Raw genomic sequence first — 25521 nt, 5'->3', positions numbered from 1 at the left:
CCACTATAGGCCTTAAGCAGCGGATTGGCAGGTAGGGCACCAGAAGAGGTTTCGGCCCTCCATTACTTGTTCCGCAATCGGCGTGCCGCAGACATAGCAGGGCAGGCCCGCGCGCCGGTAGACGTAGACTTCGCCGCCGTGATCATCCTTGCGCGGCTCACGATCCATGGCCTCGGGTGAGTGCTCGGCGCGCACGGTATCGATGCGGCCGTGCTCCACGCCGTAGTTCATGAGCTCTACCAGGTCTTTCCAGATGGCGAAGAATGTTTCACGGGAAACATCCTTGCCAGGGGTAAAGGGGGAGAGGTCGGCGCGAAAGAGGGCCTCCGCGCGGTAGATATTGCCTACCCCGGCATACAGGTGCTGGTCCATCATGAGGGAACCTATGCTGCGGCGGGATTTGTGCACCTTGGCCCACAGGGCTTCAGGATCGGCATCGGCGCGGAGCGGATCCTGGCCCACCTTGGTCAGCCGGGCCTGGTAGTCCTCCTCCGTGAGCAGCAGGCAAAATTGGGGCCCGCGCAGCTGCGCGGCCTGCACCCCATTGTCTATGCGTATGCGGATCTGCCCGCGGGTGTCCTCGCGGGGTTCGAAGCTGAACTTGCCGATGAGCCCCAGGTGAATATAGAGGATATGCGCTGGGTTGGCGGCGGTGAAGTGCACGAAGAGGTGCTTGCCAAAGGCCTCTGCGTGGTCGATTTCTGTACCGTCCAGGATGGCCGCCTCGGTGGCAAACCGGCCTTGCGGGCTGGTCACGCTGAGCGGCATCCCGCGATAGTCAGCGTTGAGTGTGAGGGCTAGGCGGTGGATCACGTGACCTTCAGGCATAGCTTCAGTGTAGTGAAATCGTTGGTCGCCCCCAACTAGGGTGCGTGGCGCCGGGGAATGAAAAAGAGTAAACTCGAAGCGCGGATTGATTTTATTTCTATTGAAGGGTCGATAAATCATGACGCATAGAATCGGTTTTGACCGAGAAAAATACATAGAGCTGCAGTCAAAGCACATCCAGGCCCGCCGCGAAGAAATCGGCGGAAAGCTCTATCTGGAAATGGGCGGCAAGCTTTTCGATGATATGCACGCCTCCCGCGTGCTGCCGGGCTTTACTCCGGATAACAAGATCGCCATGCTGGAGCGCATCAAAGAGGAAATCGAAATACTCCCGTGCATCAACGCCAAAGACATTGCTCGCCACAAGGTACGCGCCGATTTAGACATCCTGTATGAAGATGACCTCCTGCGCTTGGTGGACGTATTCCGCAGCCGCGGCTTCTTGGTTGAAAACATCGTCATGACCCAGGTCGAAGACGGAAATACGCAGGCAGAAGCTTTCATCGAAAAGCTCGAGCGCCTCGGCCTCAAGGTTGCCCGCCACCGCGTTATCCCTGGTTATCCCACGAATACGGACCTCATTGTCTCTGAGGATGGCCTTGGCAAGAACGAGTTCGCGGAAACCTCCCGGGACTTGGTCGTCGTCACCGCCCCCGGCCCTGGTTCCGGCAAGCTCGCCACCGCACTATCGCAGGTCTACCACGAGCACCAGCGCGGCAATAACGCTGGTTACGCCAAGTTTGAGACCTTCCCCATCTGGAACCTGCCCCTCGAGCACCCGGTTAACCTGGCTTATGAGGCAGCCACGGTGGATCTCAATGATTCCAATATTATTGACCACTTCCACTTGAGCGCCCACGGCGAATCCACGGTCAACTACAACCGCGACGTCGAAGCCTTCCCGCTGCTGCGGACCCTGCTGGAAAAGCTCACCGGCACCACGCCGTACGAATCGCCCACGGACATGGGCGTGAATATGGCCGGCTACTGCATTACCGATGATGCGGTCTGCCGCGCCGCCGCCCAACAAGAAATCATCCGCCGCTACTTCAAGGCCAAGGTAGAAGAAGCCCGCGCCGGGCTGGGCGATGAGCAGTCTGAGCGCGCCGTCGTCGTCATGGCGAAGGCAGGCATCAAGGTCGATGACCGCCCGGTGGTGGGCCCGGCCCGCAAGCGCGCGGAGGAAACCGATGGACCCGCCTCCGCGATGCAGCTTCACGATGGCACCATCATCACCGGCCGCACCTCGCCGCTGCTGGGCTGCTCCGCGGCGATGCTGCTCAATGCCCTTAAGTACTTGGCCGGCATCGATGACGATACCCACCTGCTTTCGCCGGAATCGATAGAGCCAATCCAAACGCTGAAGACGAAGCACCTGGGCTCTTCCAACCCCCGCCTGCACACCGATGAGGTGCTCATCGCGCTATCCGTATCCGCCGCGAAGGACGAGGATGCCCGCAAGGCGCTGGAACAGATCAAGGAACTCGCCGGCTGCGACGTCCACACCACCACCATCCTGGGCTCGGTGGATGAGGGAATCTTCCGTAACCTCGGCGTGCTCGTGACCTCGGATCCGGTCTTCGCCCGCAAGAAGGCGCTCTACCAAAAGCGCTAAGGAATTGGGGATCTTGCCGGTAGCGCGCCTAAGATTATGGGCGTGACTATCGGCAAAGTTCTCCTGTATTACTGCTTTACCCCCATCGAGGATCCCACCGCCGTCATGCTATGGCAGCGCACCCTGTGCGAGTCCCTGGGCTTGAAGGGGCGCATCCTCATTTCGGAACACGGCATCAATGGCACCGTCGGCGGCGACATGGATGCCTGCAAGCGCTACGTGCGCCAAACCCGTGAGTACCCGGGCTTTAAGCGCATGCAGTTCAAGTGGTCCGATGGCGGAGCCGAGGATTTCCCGCGCCTATCGGTCAAGGTGCGCGATGAAATCGTGGCCTTTGGCGCGCCGGGCGAGCTGAAGGTGGATGAAAACGGCGTCGTGGGCGGCGGCACGCACCTGAAGCCGGAAGAGGTCAACAAGCTGGTAGAAGAGCGCGGAGATGACGTCGTCTTCTTCGATGGCCGCAATGCCATGGAAGCCGAGATTGGCAAGTTCAAAAATGCCGTCGTGCCGGATGTGCGCACCACCCATGACTTCATCGAGGAACTGGAATCCGGCAAATATGACTGGATGAAGGACAAGCCTGTCGTCTCCTATTGCACCGGCGGGATCCGGTGCGAGGTCCTTTCCTCTCTAATGAAGAACCGCGGCTTCAACGAGATCTACCAAATCGATGGCGGCATCGTGCGCTACGGCGAAAAGTACGGCAATGATGGGCTGTGGGAAGGCTCCATGTACGTCTTTGACAAGCGCATGCACCAGGAATTTGGCCAAGGACTAGAGGACCCGGGCTTTATCCAATTAGGCCACTGCGTGCACTGCGGCAAGGGAACTAATACCTTCCACAACTGCATTAATGAGGACACGTGCCGCCAACAGGTGCTCATCTGTGATGATTGCATCCAAAATGTGGAAACCCAACACTGCGGGCGACCGGATTGCGCCGAGGTAGCTGCGCATCTCGTCGATCAAAAGTCGAAGTCTTGATTATGGATTGTTAGAAGGTGTCGAAACAGGCGCGAGATTCGTAGAAGCAGTGCACAGAAGATGTTTTTCCTAGTCTTAGAATGGGCATAGTTTTAACTAAAATGTTAGTGGAGTGTTACCGCTCTGTTATCTACTGCAAGTCATTTCCAAGCGTGTTACGTTTTGTGTGCCTTAGCTTTTAACCGTTACTTTGAAAGGTTTAACGTATCGGTAGCAGGCGGGGCGAAGGCTTTCACATTCGACTTGAGGAGTTTGGTTTTATGCTCAGTTTTAAGATGAAGGGGGCGCGTTGCCGCAGCTGCACTCGTTGCCCTAGGCGCGGTTTCTGCTACGGTTCCGTCCGCCATTGCAGCTGAACAAACTAATGAGACGGTAAACGCGGTCAATAGTGCTGTTGGAAAAGAAGTGACTCCCGAAATTGCGAAGAATCTGGATGGGTGGGCAGCCTCGCAAAATCTTGATCTCGACGCAGAATTTAAGGAGAAACCTGTAACAGTTTCTACTGAGACACAAAAGGCTCTTGCCGATAAGCACATTGTAATGTTCAACCGAGCAGGAATTGAATCCCACCGGGTTATGTGTATGACCCTTCAAAGGGAAGTCTGAATGACTATTGTACGAAGTCTCCGGATCAGTTCCCTGCTCCTGGCGATAATGCTGATTTTTCTGGCGCATGCGCAAAGCATGATATGTGCTACGGTGCCCATCAGAACCCCAGTGAGCGTGTGGATTGCAATGTCCAGCTAAATAAAGACATGGTTCATATTTGCAAGAGTGTCTATCCAAACGTAGCAGATCCTCGAAGAGGAGGCTGTCTTGCGACTGCGGCAACTTATTTTGCTGCTGTGACTGCGGCGCATCCTAGCCAGTGGAACCCTACGATTTCAGGATAGGGAAAGCGAAGGAGAGTAACTATGGCAAATGGAAAACTCCGTCCAGTTTGGCCTGAATTGGTGACGGCTGTTTTAGGGGTGGCTCTCATCCTTTTGGCCCCAGTCAGAATCAGTTGGATTGGTACAGTGGTCATTGTTCTTTCTGTGGTTTCCGCAATTATCACGTTAGCCCTTTCAAAACAGTCCGCGAAGGTACAGTTGGTAGGACTGATCATCGGTGTCATTGCCATTGCAGTCGGTCTGTTAATTGGTTCAAAAGGCGACGGGCAACCTACAATTTTCTCGCCGGCTCTTATCTGGGTAATCGGTGCGGGACTAGTGATGTCGACCTTTTGTACCCTGTTAGCTCGAGACCTGAAAGGTAACTCAAAACAAGTAGCGTAAAATTTTTGAGTTCTTTACGCATCGGCCTCGTCTACTCATAGAACAAAATAGGCGGGGCCGCGCTTATGCGTACTCGGTTGGGTGGTTAGGTACTTCACAAAGGACAGTGGATCAAAAAGTCGCCCGATCTGTATTGGGGAGTGAGCGGCTACGACCCGAAATGGTCAACCCACAGTGCTAGTTCCGTTAGCAGCTGAGACTGCGACTTATGATGGTGAGAAAGCAAAATACGCCAAAGAAAGAAATAGTTGGTGTACTGAAGCTAAAGAATGGGAACAGTTTTGGCAGACGGCCAAGCCGTGACGGAGTTTGGAGAAAACTGCGTATCTGTGATGACTGCATCCAAAATGTGGAAACCCAACACTGCGGGCGACCGGATTGTGAGGAAGTGGCCCTGCGCCTTGCCAGCTAGCTTGGCCAGTTAGGTGCGGGGGCTAGCGCACCAATAGCAGCTGGATATCGCTGATGGCCCAGATCATGAAATTGAAGGCCACCACCCAAAAGATCGCCATCCAGCTGCGCCAGCGAAGGTAGCGGCGCAGCTTGCGCACCATAATGATCGCGCAGCCAATCAAACCCAGCAGTGGGATGATCATGGTGGAGATAGCAAAGAAGTTTCTTTGGCAATCGGTGCACAGCCAGCTTGCGGTGCCGTCCTTGCACAGAGGGCCGCCGCTAAGGCGCGAAAAGAGCGCGACGCCGAAGCCGTACAGCACGGAGATGACCAGCACGGACACCATGTACCAGATGGCTTGGCGGGTAGAGCGCCGGTTGGCGGCGGCTACCTCGACGGGATCGGGCTCGTCTGCCAAATCATCGAAGCTTTGCGGCTCAGGCCGGCGCAGGTTGGCATAATCGGCGTCGGTCGTCAGGTCGTTTTCGGGGTGCTCTGGGCGCGAGCTCATAAATCAAAGCCTAGTCGGTCGCGGGGTGAATGAGTACCGGTACGCGAATATGAGGGAGCAACTCGGTTGCGGTAGAACCCAAAAAGACTCGCGCGATGGGGCCTTGTGGGGCAGAGGCCATCAACATCAGATCGCCCTTTTTCCACTTGAGTGAATCAACCGCACCGGACCACCCGGCCCCAGAGCCGATCTCGGAGGAGACCTCGACCTCGGGGAAGAAATCTTGGATGTGGTCGCGAGCCCGGTCGAGCATTGCCAACGAATCCTCGTGCCACTCCGCAGTGAGCTTGAGCGCAATATCGCTTTTATCCTTCGACGGGGAATTCAGCAGTTCATTCGCTGAGAAAGCCAAGATGCGCAGGGGCAAATCCCAGCGATCTGCCAGCGCGGCTGCGCCTAATAATTCCCTATCCGCACGGTCACCGCGCTCCGTAATGACAAAATTAAAGCGGGTCACGCCGTGTTTCGATAACTTGGCCTTGCGCGGGATAAGCCCTAAGGATTGCGGCGAGTAGTGCAGGAGGGTATCCGCAGTTGAGCCGGGGAAAAAGCGGCCCTTGGGCGCGGCCTGGTTGGGGCCTAACAGGATAATATCGGCCTGAAAATCCTGGGCCATCTCAGTAAGTAGTTGGGGACGGGAGGGGCCATCGACAAGCACGGAGGGCGTATCATCCCAGTACTTTTCCGGGATACCTGCCTCTGTCAGGGCCGCAGCGGTGGCAGAAGCGCACGCCTGCTTCTGTTCTTTAAACCACTTCTTGTATTTCCCGCCCAGCTTGGACAAAGACGTCGTGGTCCAAGGCTGGAAAACCGTGGAAATAACGCGTACTTCTATCACCGCGGTGCGCGATAGCCATGCAGCGAAGTCGAGGGGTTCCGTACCGGACGAGGAAGGACTCCAAGAAATGAGGATGCGCAACGGTTCTTTGGCCGAGCCTTTATGCAGGGTCGGCAGCAGCGGTTGGTTAGATTTTTTTCCCATAGAATGAATATGTATGCGAAAGCTTAATGAGTACTAAGGCTCATTATCGTCTGTTGCGGCCGCAAAACTAAAATTGCATGCAGCCGTGAGCTCGCTACTCGCTATCCATTGTGGGGCGGTAGACATCCGCAAGCTTGGAAATGACCGCACCCATCTCGCGGGCGGTGGCCAAGTCCTCGGGCTCGAGCCACCGCATAATCTCTGCAAGGGCCGCGGCGCGTTGCCCGGAAACTATGGACAATTCGGACTCGCCCAGCTGGGTGAGCGCGACCAGCACGCCGCGGCGATCTTCCTCATCGCGGTGGCGTTCCACGAACCCACGGCGCTCTAGTTGGTAGAGCGCGTTGGATGCGGTGGGCATGCGGATAAGCTCCGCCTGGGCAATGGTGGATACGCGGGAAGGCCCGCGCAAGCGCAACTGGTTCATGATGGAGACCTGCGAGGTAGTCAGCGATGAACCCTCTGCGGTGCGCTGGAAAATAAGAATTAACTTATTGAGCGCCGGTTGGATGTCCCGCGCTACCTCTACCGCGTCCTCGTAGTCGGACGGGGACTTCGTTGGGGCCGTCTCATCATGGTGTTGCGTCATAAAACTAAATTCTATCGTGCACTACCGCCTGGCGGTAGTATCGCGACGAAAAAATTAGCTTCCCTTAATAAAATCTTCCAGCTCGTTGCGCGCGACATCGTCAGCCTTCTGTACTGGAGGGGACTTCATTAGGTAGGAAGAAGCGGAAAGTACCGGTCCGGCGACCTTGCGGTCCAAGGCGATCTTGGCGGCGCGGACGGCATCGATAATAATGCCGGCGGAGTTAGGGGAGTCCCAGACCTCGAGCTTGTACTCCAGGTTCAGTGGGACCTCGCCGAATGCGGAACCCTCCAAGCGGACATAGGCCCACTTGCGGTCATCCAGCCACTCCACGTAGTCCGAGGGACCGATGTGGACGTTGCGGTCTGCGCGCTTGCCAGCGATAGGGGAATTGTGCACGTTGGAGGTCACGGACTGGGTCTTAGAAATCTTCTTAGACTCCAGGCGCTCGCGCTCCAGCATGTTCTTAAAGTCCATGTTGCCGCCCACGTTGAGCTGCATCGTGCGGTCCAAGCGCACGCCGCGGTCTTCAAAAAGCTTCGCCATAACGCGGTGGGTAATGGTGGCACCAACCTGGGACTTGATGTCATCGCCCACGATGGGCAGGCCAGCATCCTCAAACTTCTTGGCCCACTCTGGGTCGGAAGCGATAAAGACCGGCAGGGCATTGACAAACGCACAACCAGCGTCGATGGCGGCCTGGGCGTAGAACTTATCGGCCTCTTCGGAACCCACCGGCAGGTAGGAAACAACAACCTCGGCACCGGCCTCGCGGAGGGCAGCTGCGACATCGGCAGGAGCTTCGTCCGATTCCGTGATGGATTCCTGGTAGTAGCGCCCCAGGCCATCCATGGTGGGGCCGCGCTGAACGGTGACCCCGAGGTCTGGAACGTCTGCGATGGTGATGGTGCAGTTGCGGGAGCTGCGGGTAGCCTCCGCAAGATCCTTGCCCACCTTGTCTCCATCGACGTCGAAGGCCGCGACAAACTCAATATCGCCGACGTGGTAGGGCCCGAACTGGGTGTGCATCAGGCCAGGAATATTTTCCTCTGCTGCGGCGTTGCGATAAAACTCCACGCCCTGAATAAGGGACGTGGCGCAGTTGCCGACGCCGACGATGGCGACCTTTACTTTGTCAGACACACTATGCTCCTTTATAAATTCGTTGCTGTGTGGTGCCTGCGCAACGTTAGGCCAGAAATTATGCCTGGTGGTAGCACGACGGCATATGGATCGATCAAGAAGAGGAAATAAAGATAATGCGGGTGAATTCCATTGCCTTCAAGCACGAGCTTTCCCACGAATGGGAGCGCACCCAACACGTCCGCGAATACCGCGCCGGGCACTTGGGGCGCGATGAGGTGTGCGATGCGGACTTCCTCCTCCGGGCCGCCGCCGAGCACCACGGCCGCACCATGGATAAGCCCTGCCCGGTCTGCGGGGAGGACCTGCGCCTGACCCGGTGGGTGTACGGCGAGAGCCTAGGCCGGCGCGCCGGGAGCGCCCGCAGCGAGAAAGAAATAGCGGAATTTGTCGGTGAAGGCCTGGAATTTACCGTGCATGAGGTGGAGGTCTGCCGACACTGCCGGTGGAATCATTTGTTGCGTTCTGCAACGGCTTTTAACGCGTGTTAGTTTTCGACGCACCGCCTTAGGCAGTAAGCTGCAATTATTTAGTTTGTTACCAGGGATGAATGAGGACACGAATCAGTGACCGAGAAGCAATCTACTGGCGAGTCCACAAAGGTGGACCGCCGTAAAGAAGGCGAAGAACCCAAAAAGCGCCGCATCTGGCCGTGGGTCGTTGTGGCCCTCCTATTGGTTTTTGTGGCACTGCCTGCAGGCCTTTTTGCGTATGCCTATTCGCAATACACCGTTCCGGAGCCCAAAGAGCTGGCCAATAACCAGGTCTCTACCATCTATGCCTCCGATAACGACACCCAGCTGGCGCGCTTGGTGCCGCCGGAAGGCAACCGCACGCACGTGACCTTGGATGAGGTACCCGACTTTGTGCAGGACTCCGTGCTCGCCGCCGAGGACCGCGATTTCTGGGATAACTCTGGCTTTTCCTTCACCGGTTTGGGCCGCGCGGTACTGGGTAAGGTCACCGGCAATGACACCGCCGGTGGTGGTTCCACGATTACCCAGCAGTACGTGAAAAACACCCTGGTGGGCAACGAATACTCCTACGTGCGCAAGGCGCGCGAGCTCATCTATTCCATCAAGATGACCAACGAGTGGGAAAAAGAGGACATCCTTAACGCCTACCTGAATACGGTCTACTTCGGCCGCAATGCCTATGGCATCCAGGCTGCATCCAATGCCTACTTTGATAAGGACGCCAAGGACCTCACTCCAGAGGAAGGTGCTATGCTCGCCGGCCTTATCCAGTCGCCGTCTGGTCTGGACCCGCGCGTGAACCAGGAAGGTTCCGAAAACCGGTGGAACTACGTGCTTGATGGCCTCGTGGACATGGGCGATCTCAGCAAGGAAGAGCGCGATGGGATGGTCTTCCCGGAGACGGGCGACCCCTCTGAGTATTCGGCATATACGGAAGCCCCGGGCGCTAATGGTCACATTAAGGACCAGGTCATCCGCGAGCTTGAAGAGGTGGGAATTTCGGAAAACCAGGTCTCTACCGGTGGCCTGCGCATTACCACCACCATCGATATGAACGTGCAAAACAATACAGTGCAGGCAGTCGATGACCAGTTGGCGCCGCTGCAAGAGGATGCGCGCGCGGCCTCTGTAACCATTGACCCGAAGACGGGTGCGGTGCGCGGTTACTTCGGCGGGCATGATTCCAACGGTTGGGACTACGCCAACGCCCCGCTGCAGACCGGCTCGACCTTCAAGATCATGGCGCTTGCCGCTGCACTGCAGCAGGGCATTAGCTTGGATACCAACTACTCCTCGGCGCCGTACCAGCTGCCGGGTTCCGATCTGGTCACCAACGTAGGCGGCGGCTGCGGCGTGTGCGACCTGCGCGAGGCCACCAAGCAGTCCCTGAACACTTCCTACTTGCGTCTGCAGAGCGATCTGAAAAACGGTACCCAAGACACCGCGGATATGGCCCACGCTTTGGGCGTTGCCCGCTCGCTTCCGGGTATCGAAGAGACGCTGACTGAAAAGGGCAAGCAGCCTTTCGAAGGCGTGGTCTTGGGCCAGTACCAGTCCCGTCCGCTGGACATGGCAACCGCGATGTCCACCCTTGCGAACCAGGGTGTCTGGCACAACCCGCACTTTGTGCAGCGCGTAGAAAATGCCGCCGGGGAAGTTCTGTATGAGCACCCAGACGATGAGGGCGAGCGCCGCGTTTCTTCCAATGTGGCCAATAACGTTCTCGAGGCCATGGGTCCGGTGGCGGCATGGTCCAACGGCTCTCTGGCGGGCGGACGCGCTTCGGCATCCAAGACCGGTACGACCCAGCTGGGTGATTCGGGAACTAACAAGGATGCGTGGATGGTAGGTGCTACCCCGCAGCTTGCCACCTCCGTGTGGGTCGGTACGGCGGATAACACCTCGGCTATCTTCGACCAGTATGGCGGCATCATGTACGGTGCTGGCGCACCGACGAAGATCTGGAAGTCCGTGTTGGATAACTCCTTGGCGGACCAGGAATTCCAGCAATTCCCCTCGGCTTACCCCGTCCGCTTCGGCACGGTTTCTGCCGGCGGTGGCGCTCCGGCCTATAACCCAGGCGGTGGCGCCGGCGGGCAAAGTACCCAGAACTACACTGGTCCAGCGCAAAATGGCGCCCCTGAAGAAGAGGCCAGCCCAGCTCCTGCGGAAAGCCCGGATGCGGGTCGCGATGCCCCGTCGCAGCAGCCGGAGACCCAAGGCGGCAATAACGGAAACGGCGGCAATAGGGGAAACGAGGGCAATAGGGGAAATGGCGGCGGCAATAACGAGCCAGCCCCACCCGAAGCTCCGTCTTTAGATGACATCCTTGACCGCGAAGGCGGTCTGGCTGACCTCTTAGGCTAAGCAAGGAGCGGTACGCGTGAGCCAAGACCAGCGCTTGTCCGCCGCAGACGAACCGATGGCGCGAGGCGTCATCGAGTTCCTGGGCGGGCCGAGGGGACGCTTTGCCCGGGGTAGCCGCGCACAATGGTGGACCCCACTGCGCGCATTGATCGCGGTGGCCTGGATTTTCTTGGCCGGTGGGTTCTTATCCAAGGCGAATTGCGCTGGTGGGACCCGCGGCGAAGGCGGCACCATTAACCTGGATTGGTCCGCTAACCGGCAGTACACCTCTTTTTGCTATAACGACATCGTCCCGCTTTATGAAGGCCGCGGTTTAGATCAACCGGGCTTTCCCTACGCCTTTTCCTGGCAGGAAGATGGCCTGACCCGCTACATGGAATACCCGGTATTGGCGGGCATGTTCCAAGGCCTGATGGGCTGGATTGCGCGCCATACCTATGGGCTCGTGGAATGGGCCGGGGTGCCCGCCGCTGGCTGGTACTTTGGGCTCACCGCCATGGTCATAGCCTGCATCTGGGTCGGCGTCATCTATATGGTCTACCTTTTGGTGGGAAATCGCACGTGGGACACCATCCTGGTAGCTGCCAGCCCGCTTATTATCGTCCACGCCTTTAGCAATTGGGATATACCAGCCATCGCCTTTGCCGTCGGCGCGCTACTGGCCATTAGCCGCCACCGCCCTTGGCTCGCCGGCATCCTCATCGGGCTTGGAACCGCATTCAAATTATGGCCGGTATTCCTGCTTGGCGCGTTTTTCGTCCTTGCTTGGCGCAATCGCCGCTGGGACGCTTTTACCAAGGTGACCGTCGCATCGGCCGCTGCCTGGCTCGTGGTCAACCTTCCCGTCGCCCTGAAATACCCATCCGCCTGGGCGGAATTTTTCCGCCTGAACCAGGAGCGCGGCGCGGAATGGACCACCTTCTATGCCCTGATTAGCCGGAATTTGGGCATTTCTTTCAGCCAGAATTTTTTGAATACCTTCTCCCTCGTGGCATTCCTCCTCTTGTGCGCCGGTATTGCCTTAGCCGGTTGGCGCAGCCCGCTTACCCCGCGGGTGGCAGAGTTGGTATTCCTCATCATTGCGGCCTTCCTGCTGGTCAATAAGGTATGGTCCCCGCAGTATTCGCTCTGGCTGCTGGTCCCAGCGGCCTTGGCCGTGCCGCGTTGGCGGTTGGTTTTGGGCTGGGCGCTTGCCGATGCCCTCGTATGGCCCCTACTTATGTGGCACATGCTCGGCATTGATAATAAGGGCATTCCCCACGAGCTTTTGGACATGGCGATCCTCGTGCGCGATGGATTCATTATCGCCATGGCGGTGATTGTTCTGCGGCAAATGTGGAATAACACGGAAGATAAAGTGCGTGCTGCGCATACGGGCCGCGACCCAGTGGCGGGAGTATTTCAATGATTGTGACCTTAATTGGCATGGCGTCGATCTTGTTGGGCTTTATCTGCGTCATGGCTGCCTTTTGGCTGTTTCATAACCGGGAAGATAGGCGCGGGCCCGTCATCTTGGGCGTCCTCGCCATTGTTTTTCTCACCATCATTCCTGCGACGTGTGCTATCTTTTTTGCCGCCACCACGACGGGATAGATTTCTTTTCGCCGGTCATATGCGGTACTGTGGTGGGGTTGCTTGACGCAACGTACCCTCCTGCTGCATCCGCAAAGGTGATGCAGCCGAAAACGACTAGACCATAGGAGGTGATGAGGTCCGTGCGTCACTACGAAGTCATGATCATTCTGGATCCTAATCAGGATGAGCGCACCGTAACCCCGTCCCTAGATAAGTACCTCGACATCGTCCGCAAGGACGGCGGCAAGGTTGAGAACCTCGATGTATGGGGCAAGCGTCGCCTTGCATACCCCATCGAGAAGAAGGAAGAGGGCATTTACGCCGTCGTTAACCTGGAGTGCGAGCACCCTTCGGTTTCCGAGCTCGACCGTCGCCTGAACCTGAACGACACCATCCTGCGTACCAAGGTTCTGCGCACCGACAGCAAGTAGCGGATACTGGGATCAGACACAATCCACGTAACCGATAAGGAGTAAAGACATGGCACAGGGAGATACCAACATTACGGTGGTGGGCAACATAGTTGCTGACCCCGAGCTTCGCTTCACCCCAGCGGGTGCGGCGGTAGCTAACTTCCGCGTCGCCTCCACGCCTCGTCGCTATAATTCGCAGACGAACCAGTGGGAAGACGGCGAAGCTATGTTCCTGACCTGCAACGTATGGCGCCAGGCGGCGGAGAACGTCGCCGAGACCCTGAGCAAGGGCATGCGCATCATCGTTACCGGCCGCTTGAAGCAGCGTTCCTTCCAGACCCGCGAGGGTGAAAACCGCACTGTATTTGAGATCGACGTCGATGAGGTCGGTCCGTCGCTCCGCTACGCCACCGCACAGGTAAACCGCAATCCCCGTGAGGGCGGCGGCAACTATGGCGGCGGCCAGCAGCAGCGCTCGAATAACAATAATCAAGGCGGTTTTGGAGGCCAGCAACAGCAGCAGTCGCAGCAGCAGAACCAGGCTCCTGCAGAGGATCCGTGGAACTCCGCACCGCCAGCTGGCGGCTTCGGAGGCGCTGATTCTGAACCCCCGTTCTAAGTCTGTCACCCGCAACTATTCAACTAACTCAATTGAAAGGCAGGGATCATGAAGCTGATCCTCACCGCTGCCGTTGAGAACCTCGGCGCCGCTGGCGAAATTGTTGAGGTTAAGGACGGCTACGGACGTAACTACCTGCTTCCCCGCGGCTTGGCCATCGTGGCTTCCCGCGGCGCTGAGAAGCAGATTGAGGGCATCAAGCGCGCCCAGGAAGCTCGCGAAATTCGCGACCTGGACCACGCACGCGAGGTCCGCAACCAGCTTGAGCAGCTGACGAACGTTGAGGTCAAGGTTAAGACCTCCACTTCCGGCAAGCTCTTCGGTTCCGTTACCGCAGAAGACATTGTCAAGGCCGTCTCCAAGGCCGGTGGCCCTAACTTGGATAAGCGTATCGTTGATATGCCCAAGGGCCTGGTCAAGAAGACCGGCAACTACCAGGTCGAGCTGAAGCTGCACGCTGACGTGCTCGGCAAGGTGAACTTCTCGGTCGTCGCTGCTTAAGCAGCGCTCGACGGTCCACAGACCCAAAGACAACAGCACGGCTTAAGGCCCCACGAATTCTCTATGTGAGGTGGAGAATTCCTGGGGCCTTTTGCCTACCCAACTGGCTTGTGGATAACTGTGAAAATCTGTGGATGAATGTGGAATTCAGGTTTCGCGGGTACTAAGATTTTTGCCCGACTTTACCGCTGGTCATACCCTATTTTCGGCTACTCTGTGGGAATTTTCACACTTGTAAATAACCGCCCTGACCAGCAGTTATTATCGTTGCAGGTCAGGAGGGTGACAAGTTATCCACAGTTGTGACCTCGGTAAACAAAATGCAGCGATCGGCCTAGCTGGTAATTCCACAAGTCCCTGTGGATAAGTGCCGGAGTTATGCCCAGGCAGGTAGTGTCCGGGGGCTCGTCTACACTTGGACACCGTTACGCAAGGTCGCTTCACGGACACAAAGGGGACATATGACCAACACGAGCTTTGATGATGAACAGCTTCCACCGGAACCACCGGCGCCGGATAATGCCGTAGCGCGCCGGCCGCGGTACCAACAGGACCAACCGCAGCGCTACGAGGAGTACCGCCAGCCGCCGTCGGACCGGGAAGCAGAGCAGGGCGTATTGGGCGCTATGCTGCTCAGCCCCAATACGGTCATCGAGGTTATTGAAGAGCTCGAACCCGATGACTTCTATTATCCGGCCCACGCCTTAATTTATGGCGCAATGCTAGACCTCTACGCGGCGGGCCAAGACATCGACCCCCTCATCCTTTCCTCGCGGTTGGATAGGTTTAATAACCTTGAGCGCGTTGGCGGCGCGCCCTATTTGCACACGCTGTTAGCTACCGTTCCCACCGCGGCCAATGCCCGCTATTACGCGGAAATCGTGGCGGAAAAGGCCGTCCTGCGCCGGCTCGTGGATGCCGGTACGCGTGTGGTGCAACTGGGGTTTTCTGGAACGGAGGATGCCGAGATTGAATCGGTGATCGACCGTGCCCAACAGGAAGTATTTGCCATCGCCCAGCGCAAGACCGCTGAGGACTACCGCGTGCTCGGGGATCTGATTGATCCCACCATTGATGAATTGGCGGCGCTACAGCAGGCGGGCGGCGTTGAATTGGGCGTACCCACAGGGTTCATTGACCTGGATAAGCTCACCAATGGCTTGCACGCAGGCCAGATGATCATCGTTGCGGCGCGACCCGGCGTGGGTAAGTCCACGCTAGCGATGGACTTCATTCGCTCGTGCTCGCTGCAGCACGGCAAGTCCTCAGTCATCTTTTCCTTGGAAATGTCAGCCTCAGAGATTGTGATGCGCCTGCTCTCCGCGGAATCCGAGGTCAAGCTCACCGATATGCGTAGCGGTGGAGTCTCCACTGAAGACTGGGCGAAGATTGATGACACGCTTAACCGCATCCAAGATGCGCCGCTATTCATTGATGATTCCCCAAACCTCACGATGATGGAGATCCGTTCCAAAGCCCGCCGGCTCAAGCAACAGCATGGGCTCGACCTCATTGTTTTGGACTATCTGCAGCTGATGTCTTCGGGCAAGAAGGTGGAGTCGCGCCAGCAAGAGGTCTCGGAGTTCTCGCGCCAGCTCAAGCTATTGGCCAAGGAGCTTGAGGTACCGGTGATTGCCATTTCGCAGCTGAACCGTGGACCTGAAGCCCGTAATGATAAAAAGCCACAATTGGCTGACCTGCGTGAGTCCGGTTCCTTGGAGCAGGACGCCGATATGGTGATGCTGCTGTACCGCCCAGACTCGCAAGACCGCGATAACGAGCGCGCCGGTGAGGCGGATATTATCTTGGCCAAGCACCGCGGCGGGCCTATTGACACGGTGCAGGTGGCCCACCAGCTGCACTACTCCAAGTTTGTCAACATGGCACACGGATAAAAGGCTTATAGGTCCACGACGGCGGCTGGGTCCCCTAATCGGGGACCCAGAATTACCAGCACGATAAAGACCGCGGCCGCGGCTAGGGAAAGCCAGCGCCATACCGGGAAGAAGCGTTGCCCGCCCCAGTGGGCGATTGCTGCACCGATGAGCGCGCCGAGGGTATTAAAGAGCAGATCATCGATATCTGTGCGGCCTAGGGCAAAAACATATTGGGCCGTCTCCAGGGTTAAACTCAGCGCGAATCCCCAGGCAGCCGATACCTTCACGGAACGGCACAGCGTGAATATCAAAAGCCCGAAGGGGATGAAGAAGGCGGTATTGCCGGCGTATTCGAAAAGCGGCGCAAACCAACTATTGCCGGAAAATTCATCGAGGGGAACTAAATGGAGCTCGCGGACGCGCTGGTTTTCGGGCTTCCACAGGTAACCAATCTGGAAGAAAGCTTTCAGGGTGGTCAGCGCCACCATGACGCCAATCCAGGCGCTAAGGGCTAATTTATCGAGCAAGGGCCTCACCTTTCAGCTCAGGCAGAGTAAATGCCGCTACGGCGGCGATGGCGAATGCGGCCGCAAAGAGCACGAAAAGGAATCCAGCGCCGGTCGCCGCGATCAACGGCGGCACAACGAGCGGTGCCACGATGGAGGCGATGCGGCCAAAACCCGCTGCAGCACCCGTACCGTGACCGCGCAGTGCGGTGGGGTAGAGCTCCGGACCAATAGCGTACAGAGCACCCCAGGCGCCGAGGTTGAAGAAGGACAAAAGGCACCCGACGATGATGATGAATACCTCGGAGCTTGCGGTGCCATAGAGCCCGGCGGAGACGGCGGAGCCGACCAAGAACACGGCGAGGGTGATTCGCCGGCCCCAGACCTCGATGAGCCAGGCGGCGGTGGCGTAGCCCGGCAGCTGCGCCAAGGTAATGATGAGGGTGAAGCTGAAGGATTTTACGAGCGAGAAACCATCGGCAACCAGCAGGGACGGAATCCAGATGAAGGCGCCGTAATAGGAGAAATTGACGCAAAACCAAATGGTCCACAGCGCCGCCGTGCGGCGGCGCAATCTCGGGCCCCAAATGGAGGTCTCGGTGGAAGCGGTGGGTTCCGGGTGGACATCGTCAAGCGGCTGGCCCGCGGCGGCCTCCTCGAAGGAGGTCACAATCTCTTCGGCCTCTTCGTGGCGGCCCTTGGATTCGAGGAAGCGCACCGATTCCGGCAAGCCTAGGCGCACGTAGACCGAATAAGCGGCGGGGATGAGGCCCACGGCAAAGCCCCAGCGCCAGCCGTGTTCGCCGGCACCCACGATGAACGTGCCGATGAGCGCGGCGAGGATCCAGCCGAGCGCCCAGAAGGCCTCGAGGAGGACCACCATGCGTCCGCGTATGCGGCGCGGTGAGAATTCGGAGATGAGCGTGGAGGCGACCGGCAGCTCCGCGCCCAAGCCGAGCCCGACGATGAAGCGGAAGACAATAAGTATGGCCAGCCCGCTGGCCAGGGCGGAGGCACCGGTGGCCAGGCCATAGACCATGAGGGTGAGGGAGAAGACGTGGCGGCGGCCGTATTTATCCGCAAGGAGACCGCCGAATGTGGCGCCCAGCGCCATGCCGAGGAAGCCAGCGGAGGCGAGCCAAGAGGTTTGGGTGCTGCTCAAGTCCCAATGCACGGCCAAGGCGGCCATGATGAAGGAAATGAGCCCCACATCCATAGCATCGAGCGCCCACCCTAGTCCGGAGCCTAGGAGTAGGCGCTTGTGTTTGCTGGTGACCGGGAGCCGGTCTAATCGTTCATTGCGGCTGAGCATGCGCTAATCATAGCGCTGGCTAGAAAATTTCCGGAGACGCAGGGAATTGGAGACGACGAATACGGAGCTAAATGCCATTGCAAGGCCGGCAAATAGCGGGTTGAGCAGGCCAAAGGCCGCCACGGGGATGAGAATAATATTATAGGCAAAGGCCCAGAACAGGTTGCCCTTAATGATCTGCAGCGTGCGGCGGGATAGGCGAATGGCATCGGCGGCGGACCGCAGGTCCCCATTCATCAAGGTGATATCGGAGGCCTCGATGGCAACGTCGGTACCGGCGCCCATCGCCAAGCCAAGGTCCGCTTGGGCCAAGGCCGCGGCATCGTTGACGCCGTCACCAACCATCGCCACATTGTGTCCTTCGGACTGCAGCTTCTTGATGACGTCGACCTTTTCCTCCGGAATCACGCCGGCCGTAACCTCGGTAATGCCAACTTCCTCGGCCACGCGCTTCGCAGCGCCCTCGTTATCGCCGGTCAGCAGGTGTGGGGTCAGCCCCAGCTCCTTCATTTGCTCAACGGCCTTAGCGGAGGTGGGCTTGACGGTGTCGCGGACCTCAATGAGGCCAGCGAGTTTATCGTCGAGGTACACCGCCACCGGGGTGGCACCAGCTGCCTCGGCCTCGCGGAAGGCCTCAGCGTACTGGCCTAGGTCTCCACGCGGCTTGCCGACGCCCACGCGGACCCCATCCACCGTCGCTTCCACACCAGCGGTGCTGGTGGAAAAATCGGCACCGGGTTCCACGTCGCGCTCACGGGCAATCGCTTGGGCGATGGGGTGCTCTGAGTTGTGCTCGACGGCGGCGGCGTACTCGAGGACATCGCCATGCACGGCCGTAACGGACATTTCCCCGGCGGTAACCGTGCCGGTCTTATCCATGACGATGGTATCGACCTGTTTGGTGGACTCGAGGATCTCCGGGCCCTTAATGAGCAGGCCCAGCTGGGCACCGCGCCCCGTGCCGACCAAGATGGCGGTCGGGGTGGCAAGACCCAGCGCGCAGGGGCAGGCGATGATCAGCACGGAGACAGCGGCGATAAACGCCGGTGCCACGCCGCCAAAGATGAGGTGTACCAGCAGCGTAAAGACGGAAATGCCGATGACTACCGGCACGAAGACCTGCGCGATGCGGTCCACCAGGCGCTGCACGGGAGCCTTGGAGGCCTGTGCGTTGGTAACCAAGGTGGCCATTTGGGAAAGAACCGTGTCCTCGCCCACCTGGGTGGCCTTGACCTCCAACTTGCCGGAAGCGTTAATGGTGGCGCCGGTAACGGTATCGCCCACGCCCACTTCTTCCGGGACGGACTCACCGGTGATCATGGAGGCATCCACGGCAGAATTGCCGGAGACGACCTCACCGTCGGTGGCAATCTTTTCGCCTGGCCGCACGACGAAGACATCGCCCACCTGCAATTGAGAGATGGGGATGCGCGATTCCTTGCCATCGCGCAGCACGGAGGCTTCCTTCGCGCCCATGGATAAAAGGGTGCGCAGCGCCTCAGAAGACTGCCCCTTGGCCTTGACCTCGAACCAGCGGCCGAGGAGCAGGAAGGTAATGACCATTCCCACAGATTCAAAGTAGATATGGTCCATGTCGGCGGAGCTGGAGGACCACGACATGCTCATGGTCATACCGGGCTCGCCGGCGTTGCCAAAGAAGAGTGCGTACAGGGACCATAGGTAGGCGGCCGAGGTACCCATGGAAATCAAGGTATCCATGGTGAACGAGCCGTGCTTCAGGTTGGTCCACGTCGCGGAGTGGAAGGGGGCGCCACCAAAGATGAAGACGATGGTGGCCAGCATGGCGCAGGCCCACTGCCAGTTCTGGAACTGCAGGGCAGGCACCATGGAGACGAACATGATGGGCGCAGACAATACCGCGGAGATGATGGTGCGCCGCAGCAGGCTCTGCTGTTCTGCAGCGCGGGCATCATCAACCGGCGTGCCTTCTGCGTCTGCGTCCCCGCCCTGGTCGGCGTCATCACTGCCAGACATATCGAAGGCGCTGTATCCTGCACCTTCCACGACTTTGATCAGATCCGCGGCCGTGGACGTTTCTGGATCGAACTCAATAGAGGCGGATTCGGTGGCAAAGTTAACGCTCGCCTCCACGCCGTCTACCTTGTTGAGCTTGCGTTCTACCCGGGAAGAGCAGGACGTGCAGGTCATGCCCGAGACCCCGAGATCAACGTGTGACATAGTATTCGCCTACTTAAGGGTGTATCCGGCTTCGGCTACGGCAGCTGCTACTTGTTCATCGGTGAAATCGCTACCGGAGACAGACACGGCGCCAGTGGTGTGGTCCGCAGAAACTTCCTCAACACCGGCGATTTCGCCTACCTCTTCGCGGATGGACATTTCGCAGTGTCCGCAGCTCATTCCTTCTACGGTGTAGTTCTTCGTTGCCATGATAATCATCCTTTCTCGATTGCTTATGCTTCTATGTTATACCCCCTAGGGGTATCTGGCAAGGAAGAAATTTAGGTACGGTGGGGAATAAACCACAACGTAAAGGAGTTACAACGAGTATGGCTACTATTGATGTCACTGAAGAGAACTTTGAACAGACCGTAACCGGCGAAGGCATTACGCTTGTCGATGCCTGGGCGGACTGGTGCGGCCCATGTAAGCGCTTTGCCCCTGTCTACGAGAAGGCTTCCGAGGAGCACACCGATGCTACCTTTGCCAAGCTGGACACCGAGGCAAACCAGGGCCTTGCTTCCGCGCTGCAGATTCAGTCCATTCCTACCCTGATGATCTTCCGTGATGGGATCCTCGTATTCCGCGAGGCCGGCGCACTGCCGCCCGCAGCGTTGGAGGATCTGCTCAAGCAGGTTAAGGACCTTGATATGGCAGACGTTCGCCGCCAGGTTGAAGAGCAGAACGCACAGCAGGCATAGAATCTGAATTTTCAGAGCTTCCACGGCGCTTTCTGGTGAGTATCGCTAAACTCGCTAGAAAGCGTCTTTTTTATGACCAAAGGAGATAGTGATGGCTAACCCCTTCAGCAAGGGCTGGAAGTACGTGATGAGTTCTCTCGATCAAAAGATTGATGAGAACGCCGATCCAAAGGTCCAAATCCAGCAGGCGGTCAAGGCCGCCAAGGAACAGCACCAGGAAATCTCGGATCATGCGGCAGAGATTATCGGGCACAAGTCTCAGTTGGAAATGCAGATGAACCGCCTAGTGAAGTCCCAGCAGGATTACCAATCCCAGACCGAGCGCGCCCTGGAGCTCGCGGATTCCGCTGAGGACCCACAGAAGGCGAATGAGTACAACCAAGCTGCTGAGGTAGTGGCCTCCCAGCTCGTCGCGGTGGAGCAGGAATTAGAAGACGTCAAGCAGCAGTACGCGGCTGCGGAGCAGGCGGCTGAACAAGCCAAGAACCAGCAAAAACAATCCGAGGCCCGCCTTAAGGAGCAGCTGGCGCAGGTGAACCAGCTGGAAGCGCAGGCGGATCAGGCTGCAATGCAGGAAAAGAACGCGGAAGCACTCGATTCCATGAACGAGCTCAAGCCCGATGATTCCGTGCCGAGCCTGGATTCCGTCCGCTCCAAGATTGAAAAGCGCTATGCCGATGCCCTTGGCGCACAAGAGTTACAGCAGGCAACCGGTGGCGACCGCATGAGCGAGATTCAAGCGGCCGGCAACGACATGAAGGCCAGCGCGCGGCTAGATGCGCTGCGCGCCGATATGGCCAAGAAGAAGGAAATCGAATCCGGCGATTAATTCTCGCGGCGGATATTAATTAGCACGCCGCGAATCCCTGAGTGGAACCCATCGCGCAAGTTCACGCGCTGGGTCTCCGTCAGCGTGTATTCATGCAGGGTTTCGCAGGCGAACTGCAGCAGCGGGCGGTCGATTTCCGGTGGTAATCCGCCGCCAGACAGTAAGTGGGCTTGGTCGCGCTGCTCTGAGTTGGCGGCATTATCAAACCACCACGATGCGTACTGCTGGCCCACATCGAATGGGGACTGGAACCCGGCAGAGCTCCAGACCTCTTCTGGCAGCGGGACGTACTTCGAGCGCAGCTTGCGCCGCGGTGCCATCATTGACGGTTTCGGCGCAGGCTTTGGCGTTGCCTGATCGGTAGCCTCGGCCTCTTCGGTAGGGCCCTTCTCCGCTTCTGCAGAGGGCTTTTCCTGATCTTCCGGGGCTGGCGTTGCGGCCTGCTGTGCGCTTTGAGGTGGCGCAGGCTTTGGGGTAGGTGCCGGCGTGGGCTTTTCTGGGGTGCCGAATGCGGTTTCCACCTCGGAGGGCTCCTCGCACTCGTCGCAGTGCTCGGCGCCTGGAAGCTCCTCTTCTGCTCCCTCTGCCTTCTGCGCCGTATCGCGCACCACCGGGGGAAGCGGGCCTTCGAGGACCTGTAGCTCCATGGAATCCGCGAAGTCCTCGCGCGGATCCAAGATGGTGGTGGAATCACACGTATGGCGCAGCGCTGCGGACATCGAGTCCCAGCCAAAGCCGTACAGGTGCACGCGAATACCATTGTCCACGGCGGTCTGCGCGCCGGGGATCATGTCAGCATCGCCGCTGACCAGCACGAAGTCGGTGAACTGGTTCTTCACAGCGGCCATGACCATATCGGCCACAAGCCGGGTGTCGACGCCCTTTTGGGTGCGCCGCTCGCCCCATTCGATGAGTTGCCCCGTGCGCAATTGCACGCCCTCGCAGGTGCGTAGGGCGCGTTGGTAGCGGTGCGGACCGGTATCCGGGATTCCGTCGTACCAGTATTGGCGCTGAATCGGGTTGCCTAATTGCTCCTCGATCATCCCGCCCATGGTGCTGACTACCTCGGGCAGATCGATTTCTAGCTGCGCGCGAGCCCCCGTTTCCCAGGAGTTATAAAAGCTCGCGAGCAGGTATGAGGTATCGACAAAGACAAGTGTGCGTTCAAGCATGGCTCCTAAGTTCCGTTCTAATTGTTCTAAATAAAATTCTTTGTTACCTCCAGTGTGCCTTATTCACCCCGAAACGTCGATCACAATTCGCTAATTCCCAGCATATTGGCCGCAAATGAAAAGAATTCGGTGACCATTGCGGCGTCGGCAAGTGTGTTATATGGTTAGTTACACAACTAACTAAGTAACTAACGAGCCGAAGGTGATGATGGATAACTCCACGCAGCCGCTCTTTCGGCAGATTGCGTCCTTGGTGGAAGACACCATTGTGGACGGCACTCTGGCGGAGGGCGATAAGGCACCTTCCACTAATGAGTTGGCGGATTTCCACAACATCAACCCCGCAACCGCGCGGAAGGGGATCACCCTCTTGGTGGATTTGGGGGTGCTGGAAAAGCGCCGGGGCATCGGCATGTTTGTGGCCGAGGGTGCTTCGCGTGCCATCCGTGAGCGCAGGCGAGGCGACTTTGCCGCGGAGTATATGGCCCCGCTTGTCGATGAAGCAGTTCGCTTGGGCTACAACCGGGCCCAGCTCCATGACCTTTTCGATCGGGTTGCAGAAAGCAGAGGAATGTACTCATGATTACTACCCGCGATTTCACCTTTTCTGCAGGTCTCACCCATGGCTTGGTCGGCCGCAACGGAATTGGTAAGACCACTTTATTGCGAAAAATCGCCGGCCAAATTCAATCCGGCCGCATCACGGTCTTTGACCGCCAGCCCTTTGATAACCAATCCGTGCTCAACCGGGTGATTCTCATGGGCATCGACAATCCGCTGCCGGATTCGTGGGGTAGCAAGAAACTCGGCGCCGTCGGCCAGGCCCGATGGCCCAACTGGAATGCGGAGCGATACGACGACCTCATCGCGCGCTTTGACATCCCAAATAAGGCGTATTCCGCGCTCTCCCGCGGGCAGAAATCGGCGTTGGGATTTGTTTTCGCCGTTGCCTCTGGCTGCGAAATAATGCTTTTGGACGAGCCTTATCTGGGCCTCGACCTGCCGCGGCGCGAACTCTTTTACCAGGTCCTCCGGGAAGAACACGGTCGCACCATCGTGGTATCCACCCATCACCTCAACGAGATAGAGGGCTTACTGGACACCATTTCGCTCATGGGGGAGCACCCCATTAGCGGCCCCGTAGATGAATTTGTCGATTCTTTCCTGGAAATCAGCGGGCCCGAAGAAGCGATCTCCGCGGCCATTTCCGCACTGGACTTGCCTGTATTGGAGCGCGCCTCTACCAGCCTGGGAGACCAGGTGCTTGTCGATGCCCGCACTACCTCCCCCGATGCCGTCTTCCGCTATGCCAACGAACATCACCTCCGGGTAACAGAGGTATCACTTGAAAAGGCTGTCCGAGCATTGGAGGAGCAGTCATGAAACTCTTATGGCATACAACGGAATGGGCCTGGGTAACCGTCCTATTCTTCATCGCGCTTTACCCCGTACTTTTTGGCGAAAAGTGGGGAACTATCACCTTGCTCTTGCCCCTTGTGCCCATCCTGACGTATCAACCCAGTTTTGATAAGTACCAAGTACTTGGCCTGAGCTCACAGATATGGAATGAACACCGCCGGATTATCGTCACGGTTTTTGCTGTTGTAGCCATGGCAGGAGCGGCTGCACGGCAGGGCTGGTGGGCGTTGGCCGTTTATGCGGCGGCATTGGCATGGGCACTGTGGCGCAAACCAACCCCAACCAGGACGGGGTACTCGACGACCCCTTTGGGAATTGCATCCAAGCTTGGGCGTTTCCCGCCGACGCTCGACGCGCAGGCTGTATACCGCCGCCAGGTCCGCATGTGGCTGCTGGTCGTCGTATTTTTAGCCATCAACGTTGTGCTTTCGCTAATGAGTACGCTGTGGGGGCCGATGGAATTCATCGCTCTCATTGCTTGGGTACTCTTCGCCTTCTTTAGCAGCCAGCCCATGGGCATGTTGCGCGATACGCTCAGGGATTACGTCACGCTCGGCGGCACGCGTCGGCGCTGGGCTTCCATGACCGCAATGACCGGGCTCATCCCCATCCTTGGTTGCGCCGCCGTGGGCTTGGCCCTTTCCTTCTGGGAGAACACAATCGAGGTCGCCGCCGGCATCACCGCAATCGCGGCCGTCACCGTACCTGGGCTTACGTACCTCGAGTTCCTAGAGAAGAGGACCCTTGGAGTCTTTGTCGCGTACCTCCTCGGTATCGGAGCACTGGTATGGCTTTTTGTCCAAGGCTATGTCTCGGCCGCGGTGGGGATGTTTATAAGCCTTGGCATCTACGCCATATGGGCCGTAACCCTGCCGATATATGCACGCCGCATAAGCAGCCTGTGGGAGGAAGGCCTTGCGGGCTGGCTTGGCATGAAATAAAAGTGTCCGAAATCCGTGCTGACCAGCGAGTTTGTGAAAATTTAAAGCGGTGTGTAACTTAATACGGGTCAGCGCGACCGACAGCGCCCCACAGAGACAAGACATTGTCTCTGGCTGAAGCGGCGATAGGAAAACAGGCCCTGACAAAAACAATTTTTTACTCGCAACGAGTTCCATGCTTTTGAGTATGTAGCTGTTGTGTGGTGATGATGTCTGAGAACTCAATAGTGTGCCAATGTACTTATTTTTTATTTTTGTGTGCATGGTTGTGTGTTGATTGGTCTGTTGGCC

General features: G+C 57.9%; 27 protein-coding genes. 17 read left to right on the top strand and 10 right to left on the bottom strand.

Annotated features, from left to right (window positions below; all coding sequences use genetic code 11):
* Nucleotides 1-12: 12 nt before the first annotated feature.
* Nucleotides 13-828 (bottom strand): Fpg/Nei family DNA glycosylase, encoded by an 816-nt coding sequence (locus ABRP84_RS05075; protein ID WP_349852913.1) that lies wholly within the window; start codon nt 826-828, stop codon nt 13-15.
* A 118-nt stretch (nt 829-946) separates the two neighbouring features.
* On the opposite strand from ABRP84_RS05075, the gene ABRP84_RS05070 reads away from it, so the two are divergent.
* The 4 genes from ABRP84_RS05070 (at nt 947) to ABRP84_RS05055 (ending at nt 4704) form a co-directional block, all read left to right on the top strand.
* Nucleotides 947-2443, top strand: a complete 1497-nt coding sequence (locus ABRP84_RS05070; RefSeq protein WP_349852912.1) for a DUF1846 domain-containing protein — start codon at nt 947-949, stop codon at nt 2441-2443.
* Between the two features lie 42 nt (nt 2444-2485).
* The gene (gene trhO / locus ABRP84_RS05065) at nt 2486-3427 is read left to right on the top strand and encodes an oxygen-dependent tRNA uridine(34) hydroxylase TrhO (RefSeq protein WP_349852911.1); all 942 of its coding nucleotides are present in this window, start codon (nt 2486-2488) and stop codon (nt 3425-3427) included.
* Nucleotides 3428-4005: 578 nt separating this feature from the next.
* Nucleotides 4006-4320, top strand: a complete 315-nt coding sequence (locus ABRP84_RS05060; RefSeq protein ID WP_349852910.1) for a phospholipase A2 — start codon at nt 4006-4008, stop codon at nt 4318-4320.
* Nucleotides 4321-4341: 21 nt separating this feature from the next.
* On the top strand, nt 4342-4704 hold the full coding sequence (locus ABRP84_RS05055) for a hypothetical protein (protein WP_349852909.1): 363 nt from the start codon (nt 4342-4344) through the stop codon (nt 4702-4704).
* Nucleotides 4705-5138: 434 nt separating this feature from the next.
* Here the strand turns inward: ABRP84_RS05055 and ABRP84_RS05050 are convergent, their stop codons facing one another.
* The 4 genes from ABRP84_RS05050 to ABRP84_RS05035 form a co-directional block, all read right to left on the bottom strand.
* Nucleotides 5139-5609, bottom strand: a complete 471-nt coding sequence (locus tag ABRP84_RS05050; protein ID WP_349852908.1) for a hypothetical protein — start codon at nt 5607-5609, stop codon at nt 5139-5141.
* Nucleotides 5610-5619: 10 nt separating this feature from the next.
* Nucleotides 5620-6591 carry a universal stress protein gene (locus tag ABRP84_RS05045; protein WP_349852907.1) on the bottom strand — a complete coding sequence of 324 codons (972 nt, stop codon included), beginning with the start codon at nt 6589-6591 and terminating at the stop codon, nt 5620-5622.
* A 94-nt stretch (nt 6592-6685) separates the two neighbouring features.
* Nucleotides 6686-7180 carry a MarR family winged helix-turn-helix transcriptional regulator gene (locus tag ABRP84_RS05040; RefSeq protein WP_023024497.1) on the bottom strand — a complete coding sequence of 165 codons (495 nt, stop codon included), beginning with the start codon at nt 7178-7180 and terminating at the stop codon, nt 6686-6688.
* A 54-nt stretch (nt 7181-7234) separates the two neighbouring features.
* Nucleotides 7235-8323 (bottom strand): inositol-3-phosphate synthase, encoded by a 1089-nt coding sequence (locus tag ABRP84_RS05035; protein ID WP_023016356.1) that lies wholly within the window; start codon nt 8321-8323, stop codon nt 7235-7237.
* A 116-nt stretch (nt 8324-8439) separates the two neighbouring features.
* On the opposite strand from ABRP84_RS05035, the gene ABRP84_RS05030 reads away from it, so the two are divergent.
* The 8 genes from ABRP84_RS05030 to dnaB all read left to right on the top strand — a co-directional run bounded on the left by ABRP84_RS05030 (nt 8440) and on the right by dnaB (nt 16169).
* A complete protein-coding gene (locus ABRP84_RS05030; protein ID WP_349852906.1) occupies nt 8440-8814 on the top strand; it encodes a DUF5318 family protein in 375 nt (124 codons plus the stop codon).
* Nucleotides 8815-8889: 75 nt separating this feature from the next.
* A complete protein-coding gene (locus ABRP84_RS05025; protein WP_349852905.1) occupies nt 8890-11166 on the top strand; it encodes a transglycosylase domain-containing protein in 2277 nt (758 codons plus the stop codon).
* 16 nt (nt 11167-11182) lie between these two features.
* Nucleotides 11183-12574, top strand: coding sequence for a glycosyltransferase family 87 protein (locus ABRP84_RS05020; protein ID WP_349852904.1), 1392 nt, complete (start codon nt 11183-11185; stop codon nt 12572-12574).
* Nucleotides 12571-12759 (top strand): hypothetical protein, encoded by a 189-nt coding sequence (locus ABRP84_RS05015; RefSeq protein WP_349852903.1) that lies wholly within the window; start codon nt 12571-12573, stop codon nt 12757-12759. Before ABRP84_RS05020 ends, ABRP84_RS05015 begins: the two co-directional genes overlap by 4 nt.
* A gap of 122 nt (nt 12760-12881) precedes the next feature.
* Complete coding sequence (gene rpsF / locus ABRP84_RS05010) at nt 12882-13172, top strand: 30S ribosomal protein S6 (protein WP_023016353.1); 291 nt, start codon at nt 12882-12884, stop codon at nt 13170-13172.
* Nucleotides 13173-13221: 49 nt separating this feature from the next.
* Nucleotides 13222-13773, top strand: coding sequence for a single-stranded DNA-binding protein (locus ABRP84_RS05005; RefSeq protein ID WP_005275799.1), 552 nt, complete (start codon nt 13222-13224; stop codon nt 13771-13773).
* Between the two features lie 48 nt (nt 13774-13821).
* Nucleotides 13822-14274 (top strand): 50S ribosomal protein L9, encoded by a 453-nt coding sequence (gene rplI / locus ABRP84_RS05000; RefSeq protein WP_023024485.1) that lies wholly within the window; start codon nt 13822-13824, stop codon nt 14272-14274.
* 461 nt (nt 14275-14735) lie between these two features.
* Nucleotides 14736-16169, top strand: a complete 1434-nt coding sequence (gene dnaB / locus ABRP84_RS04995) for a replicative DNA helicase (RefSeq protein ID WP_349852902.1) — start codon at nt 14736-14738, stop codon at nt 16167-16169.
* Between the two features lie 5 nt (nt 16170-16174).
* On the opposite strand, the gene ABRP84_RS04990 is transcribed toward dnaB, so the two are convergent.
* The 4 genes from ABRP84_RS04990 to ABRP84_RS04975 are packed head-to-tail and all read right to left on the bottom strand — an operon-like array spanning nt 16175 to nt 20378.
* Nucleotides 16175-16639, bottom strand: coding sequence for a VanZ family protein (locus ABRP84_RS04990; RefSeq protein WP_284853914.1), 465 nt, complete (start codon nt 16637-16639; stop codon nt 16175-16177).
* Nucleotides 16640-16667: 28 nt separating this feature from the next.
* The gene (locus ABRP84_RS04985; RefSeq protein WP_349852901.1) at nt 16668-17969 is read right to left on the bottom strand and encodes an MFS transporter; all 1302 of its coding nucleotides are present in this window, start codon (nt 17967-17969) and stop codon (nt 16668-16670) included.
* Between the two features lie 3 nt (nt 17970-17972).
* Entirely contained in the window at nt 17973-20168 is a 2196-nt protein-coding gene (locus ABRP84_RS04980) for a heavy metal translocating P-type ATPase (RefSeq protein WP_349852900.1), read from the bottom strand.
* Between the two features lie 9 nt (nt 20169-20177).
* The gene (locus ABRP84_RS04975; protein ID WP_023024475.1) at nt 20178-20378 is read right to left on the bottom strand and encodes a heavy-metal-associated domain-containing protein; all 201 of its coding nucleotides are present in this window, start codon (nt 20376-20378) and stop codon (nt 20178-20180) included.
* Between the two features lie 119 nt (nt 20379-20497).
* On the opposite strand from ABRP84_RS04975, the gene trxA reads away from it, so the two are divergent.
* Nucleotides 20498-20869: a thioredoxin gene (gene trxA / locus ABRP84_RS04970; protein WP_023024472.1), complete on the top strand. Its 372-nt coding sequence runs from the start codon at nt 20498-20500 to the stop codon at nt 20867-20869.
* A 91-nt stretch (nt 20870-20960) separates the two neighbouring features.
* Complete coding sequence (locus tag ABRP84_RS04965; RefSeq protein ID WP_023024470.1) at nt 20961-21698, top strand: PspA/IM30 family protein; 738 nt, start codon at nt 20961-20963, stop codon at nt 21696-21698.
* Here the strand turns inward: ABRP84_RS04965 and ABRP84_RS04960 are convergent.
* The gene (locus ABRP84_RS04960; protein ID WP_349852899.1) at nt 21695-22870 is read right to left on the bottom strand and encodes an NYN domain-containing protein; all 1176 of its coding nucleotides are present in this window, start codon (nt 22868-22870) and stop codon (nt 21695-21697) included. The genes ABRP84_RS04965 and ABRP84_RS04960 overlap by 4 nt on opposite strands.
* 208 nt (nt 22871-23078) lie before the next feature.
* Between ABRP84_RS04960 and ABRP84_RS04955 the strand changes: the two genes are divergently transcribed.
* From ABRP84_RS04955 to ABRP84_RS04945, 3 genes are read left to right on the top strand one after another with little or no spacing between them, the layout of a single operon-like run.
* Nucleotides 23079-23453, top strand: coding sequence for a GntR family transcriptional regulator (locus tag ABRP84_RS04955; RefSeq protein ID WP_035108334.1), 375 nt, complete (start codon nt 23079-23081; stop codon nt 23451-23453).
* Nucleotides 23450-24253 carry an ATP-binding cassette domain-containing protein gene (locus tag ABRP84_RS04950; RefSeq protein ID WP_349852898.1) on the top strand — a complete coding sequence of 268 codons (804 nt, stop codon included), beginning with the start codon at nt 23450-23452 and terminating at the stop codon, nt 24251-24253. Before ABRP84_RS04955 ends, ABRP84_RS04950 begins: the two co-directional genes overlap by 4 nt.
* The gene (locus ABRP84_RS04945; protein ID WP_349852897.1) at nt 24250-25230 is read left to right on the top strand and encodes a hypothetical protein; all 981 of its coding nucleotides are present in this window, start codon (nt 24250-24252) and stop codon (nt 25228-25230) included. The genes ABRP84_RS04950 and ABRP84_RS04945 overlap by 4 nt, the downstream gene beginning before the upstream one ends.
* Nucleotides 25231-25521: the final 291 nt, after the last annotated feature.

It is taken from the genome of Corynebacterium sp. KPL2861 (assembly GCF_040225475.1).
Classification (GTDB): Bacteria; Actinomycetota; Actinomycetes; order Mycobacteriales; family Mycobacteriaceae; genus Corynebacterium.
The sequence above is the reverse complement of the archived record's forward strand: the minus strand, read 5'-3'. Positions and strand labels throughout refer to the sequence as shown.

Coding starts and splice junctions, on each gene's coding strand:
- ABRP84_RS05005 (WP_005275799.1), top strand. CDS start 13,222: ATGGCACAGGGAGATACCAACATTACGGTGGTGGGCAACATAGTTGCT.
- ABRP84_RS05070 (WP_349852912.1), top strand. CDS start 947: ATGACGCATAGAATCGGTTTTGACCGAGAAAAATACATAGAGCTGCAG.
- ABRP84_RS04975 (WP_023024475.1), bottom strand. CDS start 20,378: ATGGCAACGAAGAACTACACCGTAGAAGGAATGAGCTGCGGACACTGC.
- ABRP84_RS04960 (WP_349852899.1), bottom strand. CDS start 22,870: ATGCTTGAACGCACACTTGTCTTTGTCGATACCTCATACCTGCTCGCG.
- ABRP84_RS05030 (WP_349852906.1), top strand. CDS start 8,440: ATGCGGGTGAATTCCATTGCCTTCAAGCACGAGCTTTCCCACGAATGG.
- ABRP84_RS05055 (WP_349852909.1), top strand. CDS start 4,342: ATGGCAAATGGAAAACTCCGTCCAGTTTGGCCTGAATTGGTGACGGCT.
- ABRP84_RS05075 (WP_349852913.1), bottom strand. CDS start 828: ATGCCTGAAGGTCACGTGATCCACCGCCTAGCCCTCACACTCAACGCT.
- ABRP84_RS05040 (WP_023024497.1), bottom strand. CDS start 7,180: ATGACGCAACACCATGATGAGACGGCCCCAACGAAGTCCCCGTCCGAC.
- ABRP84_RS05050 (WP_349852908.1), bottom strand. CDS start 5,609: ATGAGCTCGCGCCCAGAGCACCCCGAAAACGACCTGACGACCGACGCC.
- dnaB (WP_349852902.1), top strand. CDS start 14,736: ATGACCAACACGAGCTTTGATGATGAACAGCTTCCACCGGAACCACCG.
- ABRP84_RS04990 (WP_284853914.1), bottom strand. CDS start 16,639: ATGGTGGCGCTGACCACCCTGAAAGCTTTCTTCCAGATTGGTTACCTG.
- ABRP84_RS04955 (WP_035108334.1), top strand. CDS start 23,079: ATGGATAACTCCACGCAGCCGCTCTTTCGGCAGATTGCGTCCTTGGTG.
- ABRP84_RS04945 (WP_349852897.1), top strand. CDS start 24,250: ATGAAACTCTTATGGCATACAACGGAATGGGCCTGGGTAACCGTCCTA.
- ABRP84_RS05015 (WP_349852903.1), top strand. CDS start 12,571: ATGATTGTGACCTTAATTGGCATGGCGTCGATCTTGTTGGGCTTTATC.
- ABRP84_RS05045 (WP_349852907.1), bottom strand. CDS start 6,591: ATGGGAAAAAAATCTAACCAACCGCTGCTGCCGACCCTGCATAAAGGC.
- ABRP84_RS04985 (WP_349852901.1), bottom strand. CDS start 17,969: ATGCTCAGCCGCAATGAACGATTAGACCGGCTCCCGGTCACCAGCAAA.
- ABRP84_RS04965 (WP_023024470.1), top strand. CDS start 20,961: ATGGCTAACCCCTTCAGCAAGGGCTGGAAGTACGTGATGAGTTCTCTC.
- rplI (WP_023024485.1), top strand. CDS start 13,822: ATGAAGCTGATCCTCACCGCTGCCGTTGAGAACCTCGGCGCCGCTGGC.
- ABRP84_RS04950 (WP_349852898.1), top strand. CDS start 23,450: ATGATTACTACCCGCGATTTCACCTTTTCTGCAGGTCTCACCCATGGC.
- trxA (WP_023024472.1), top strand. CDS start 20,498: ATGGCTACTATTGATGTCACTGAAGAGAACTTTGAACAGACCGTAACC.
- ABRP84_RS04980 (WP_349852900.1), bottom strand. CDS start 20,168: ATGTCACACGTTGATCTCGGGGTCTCGGGCATGACCTGCACGTCCTGC.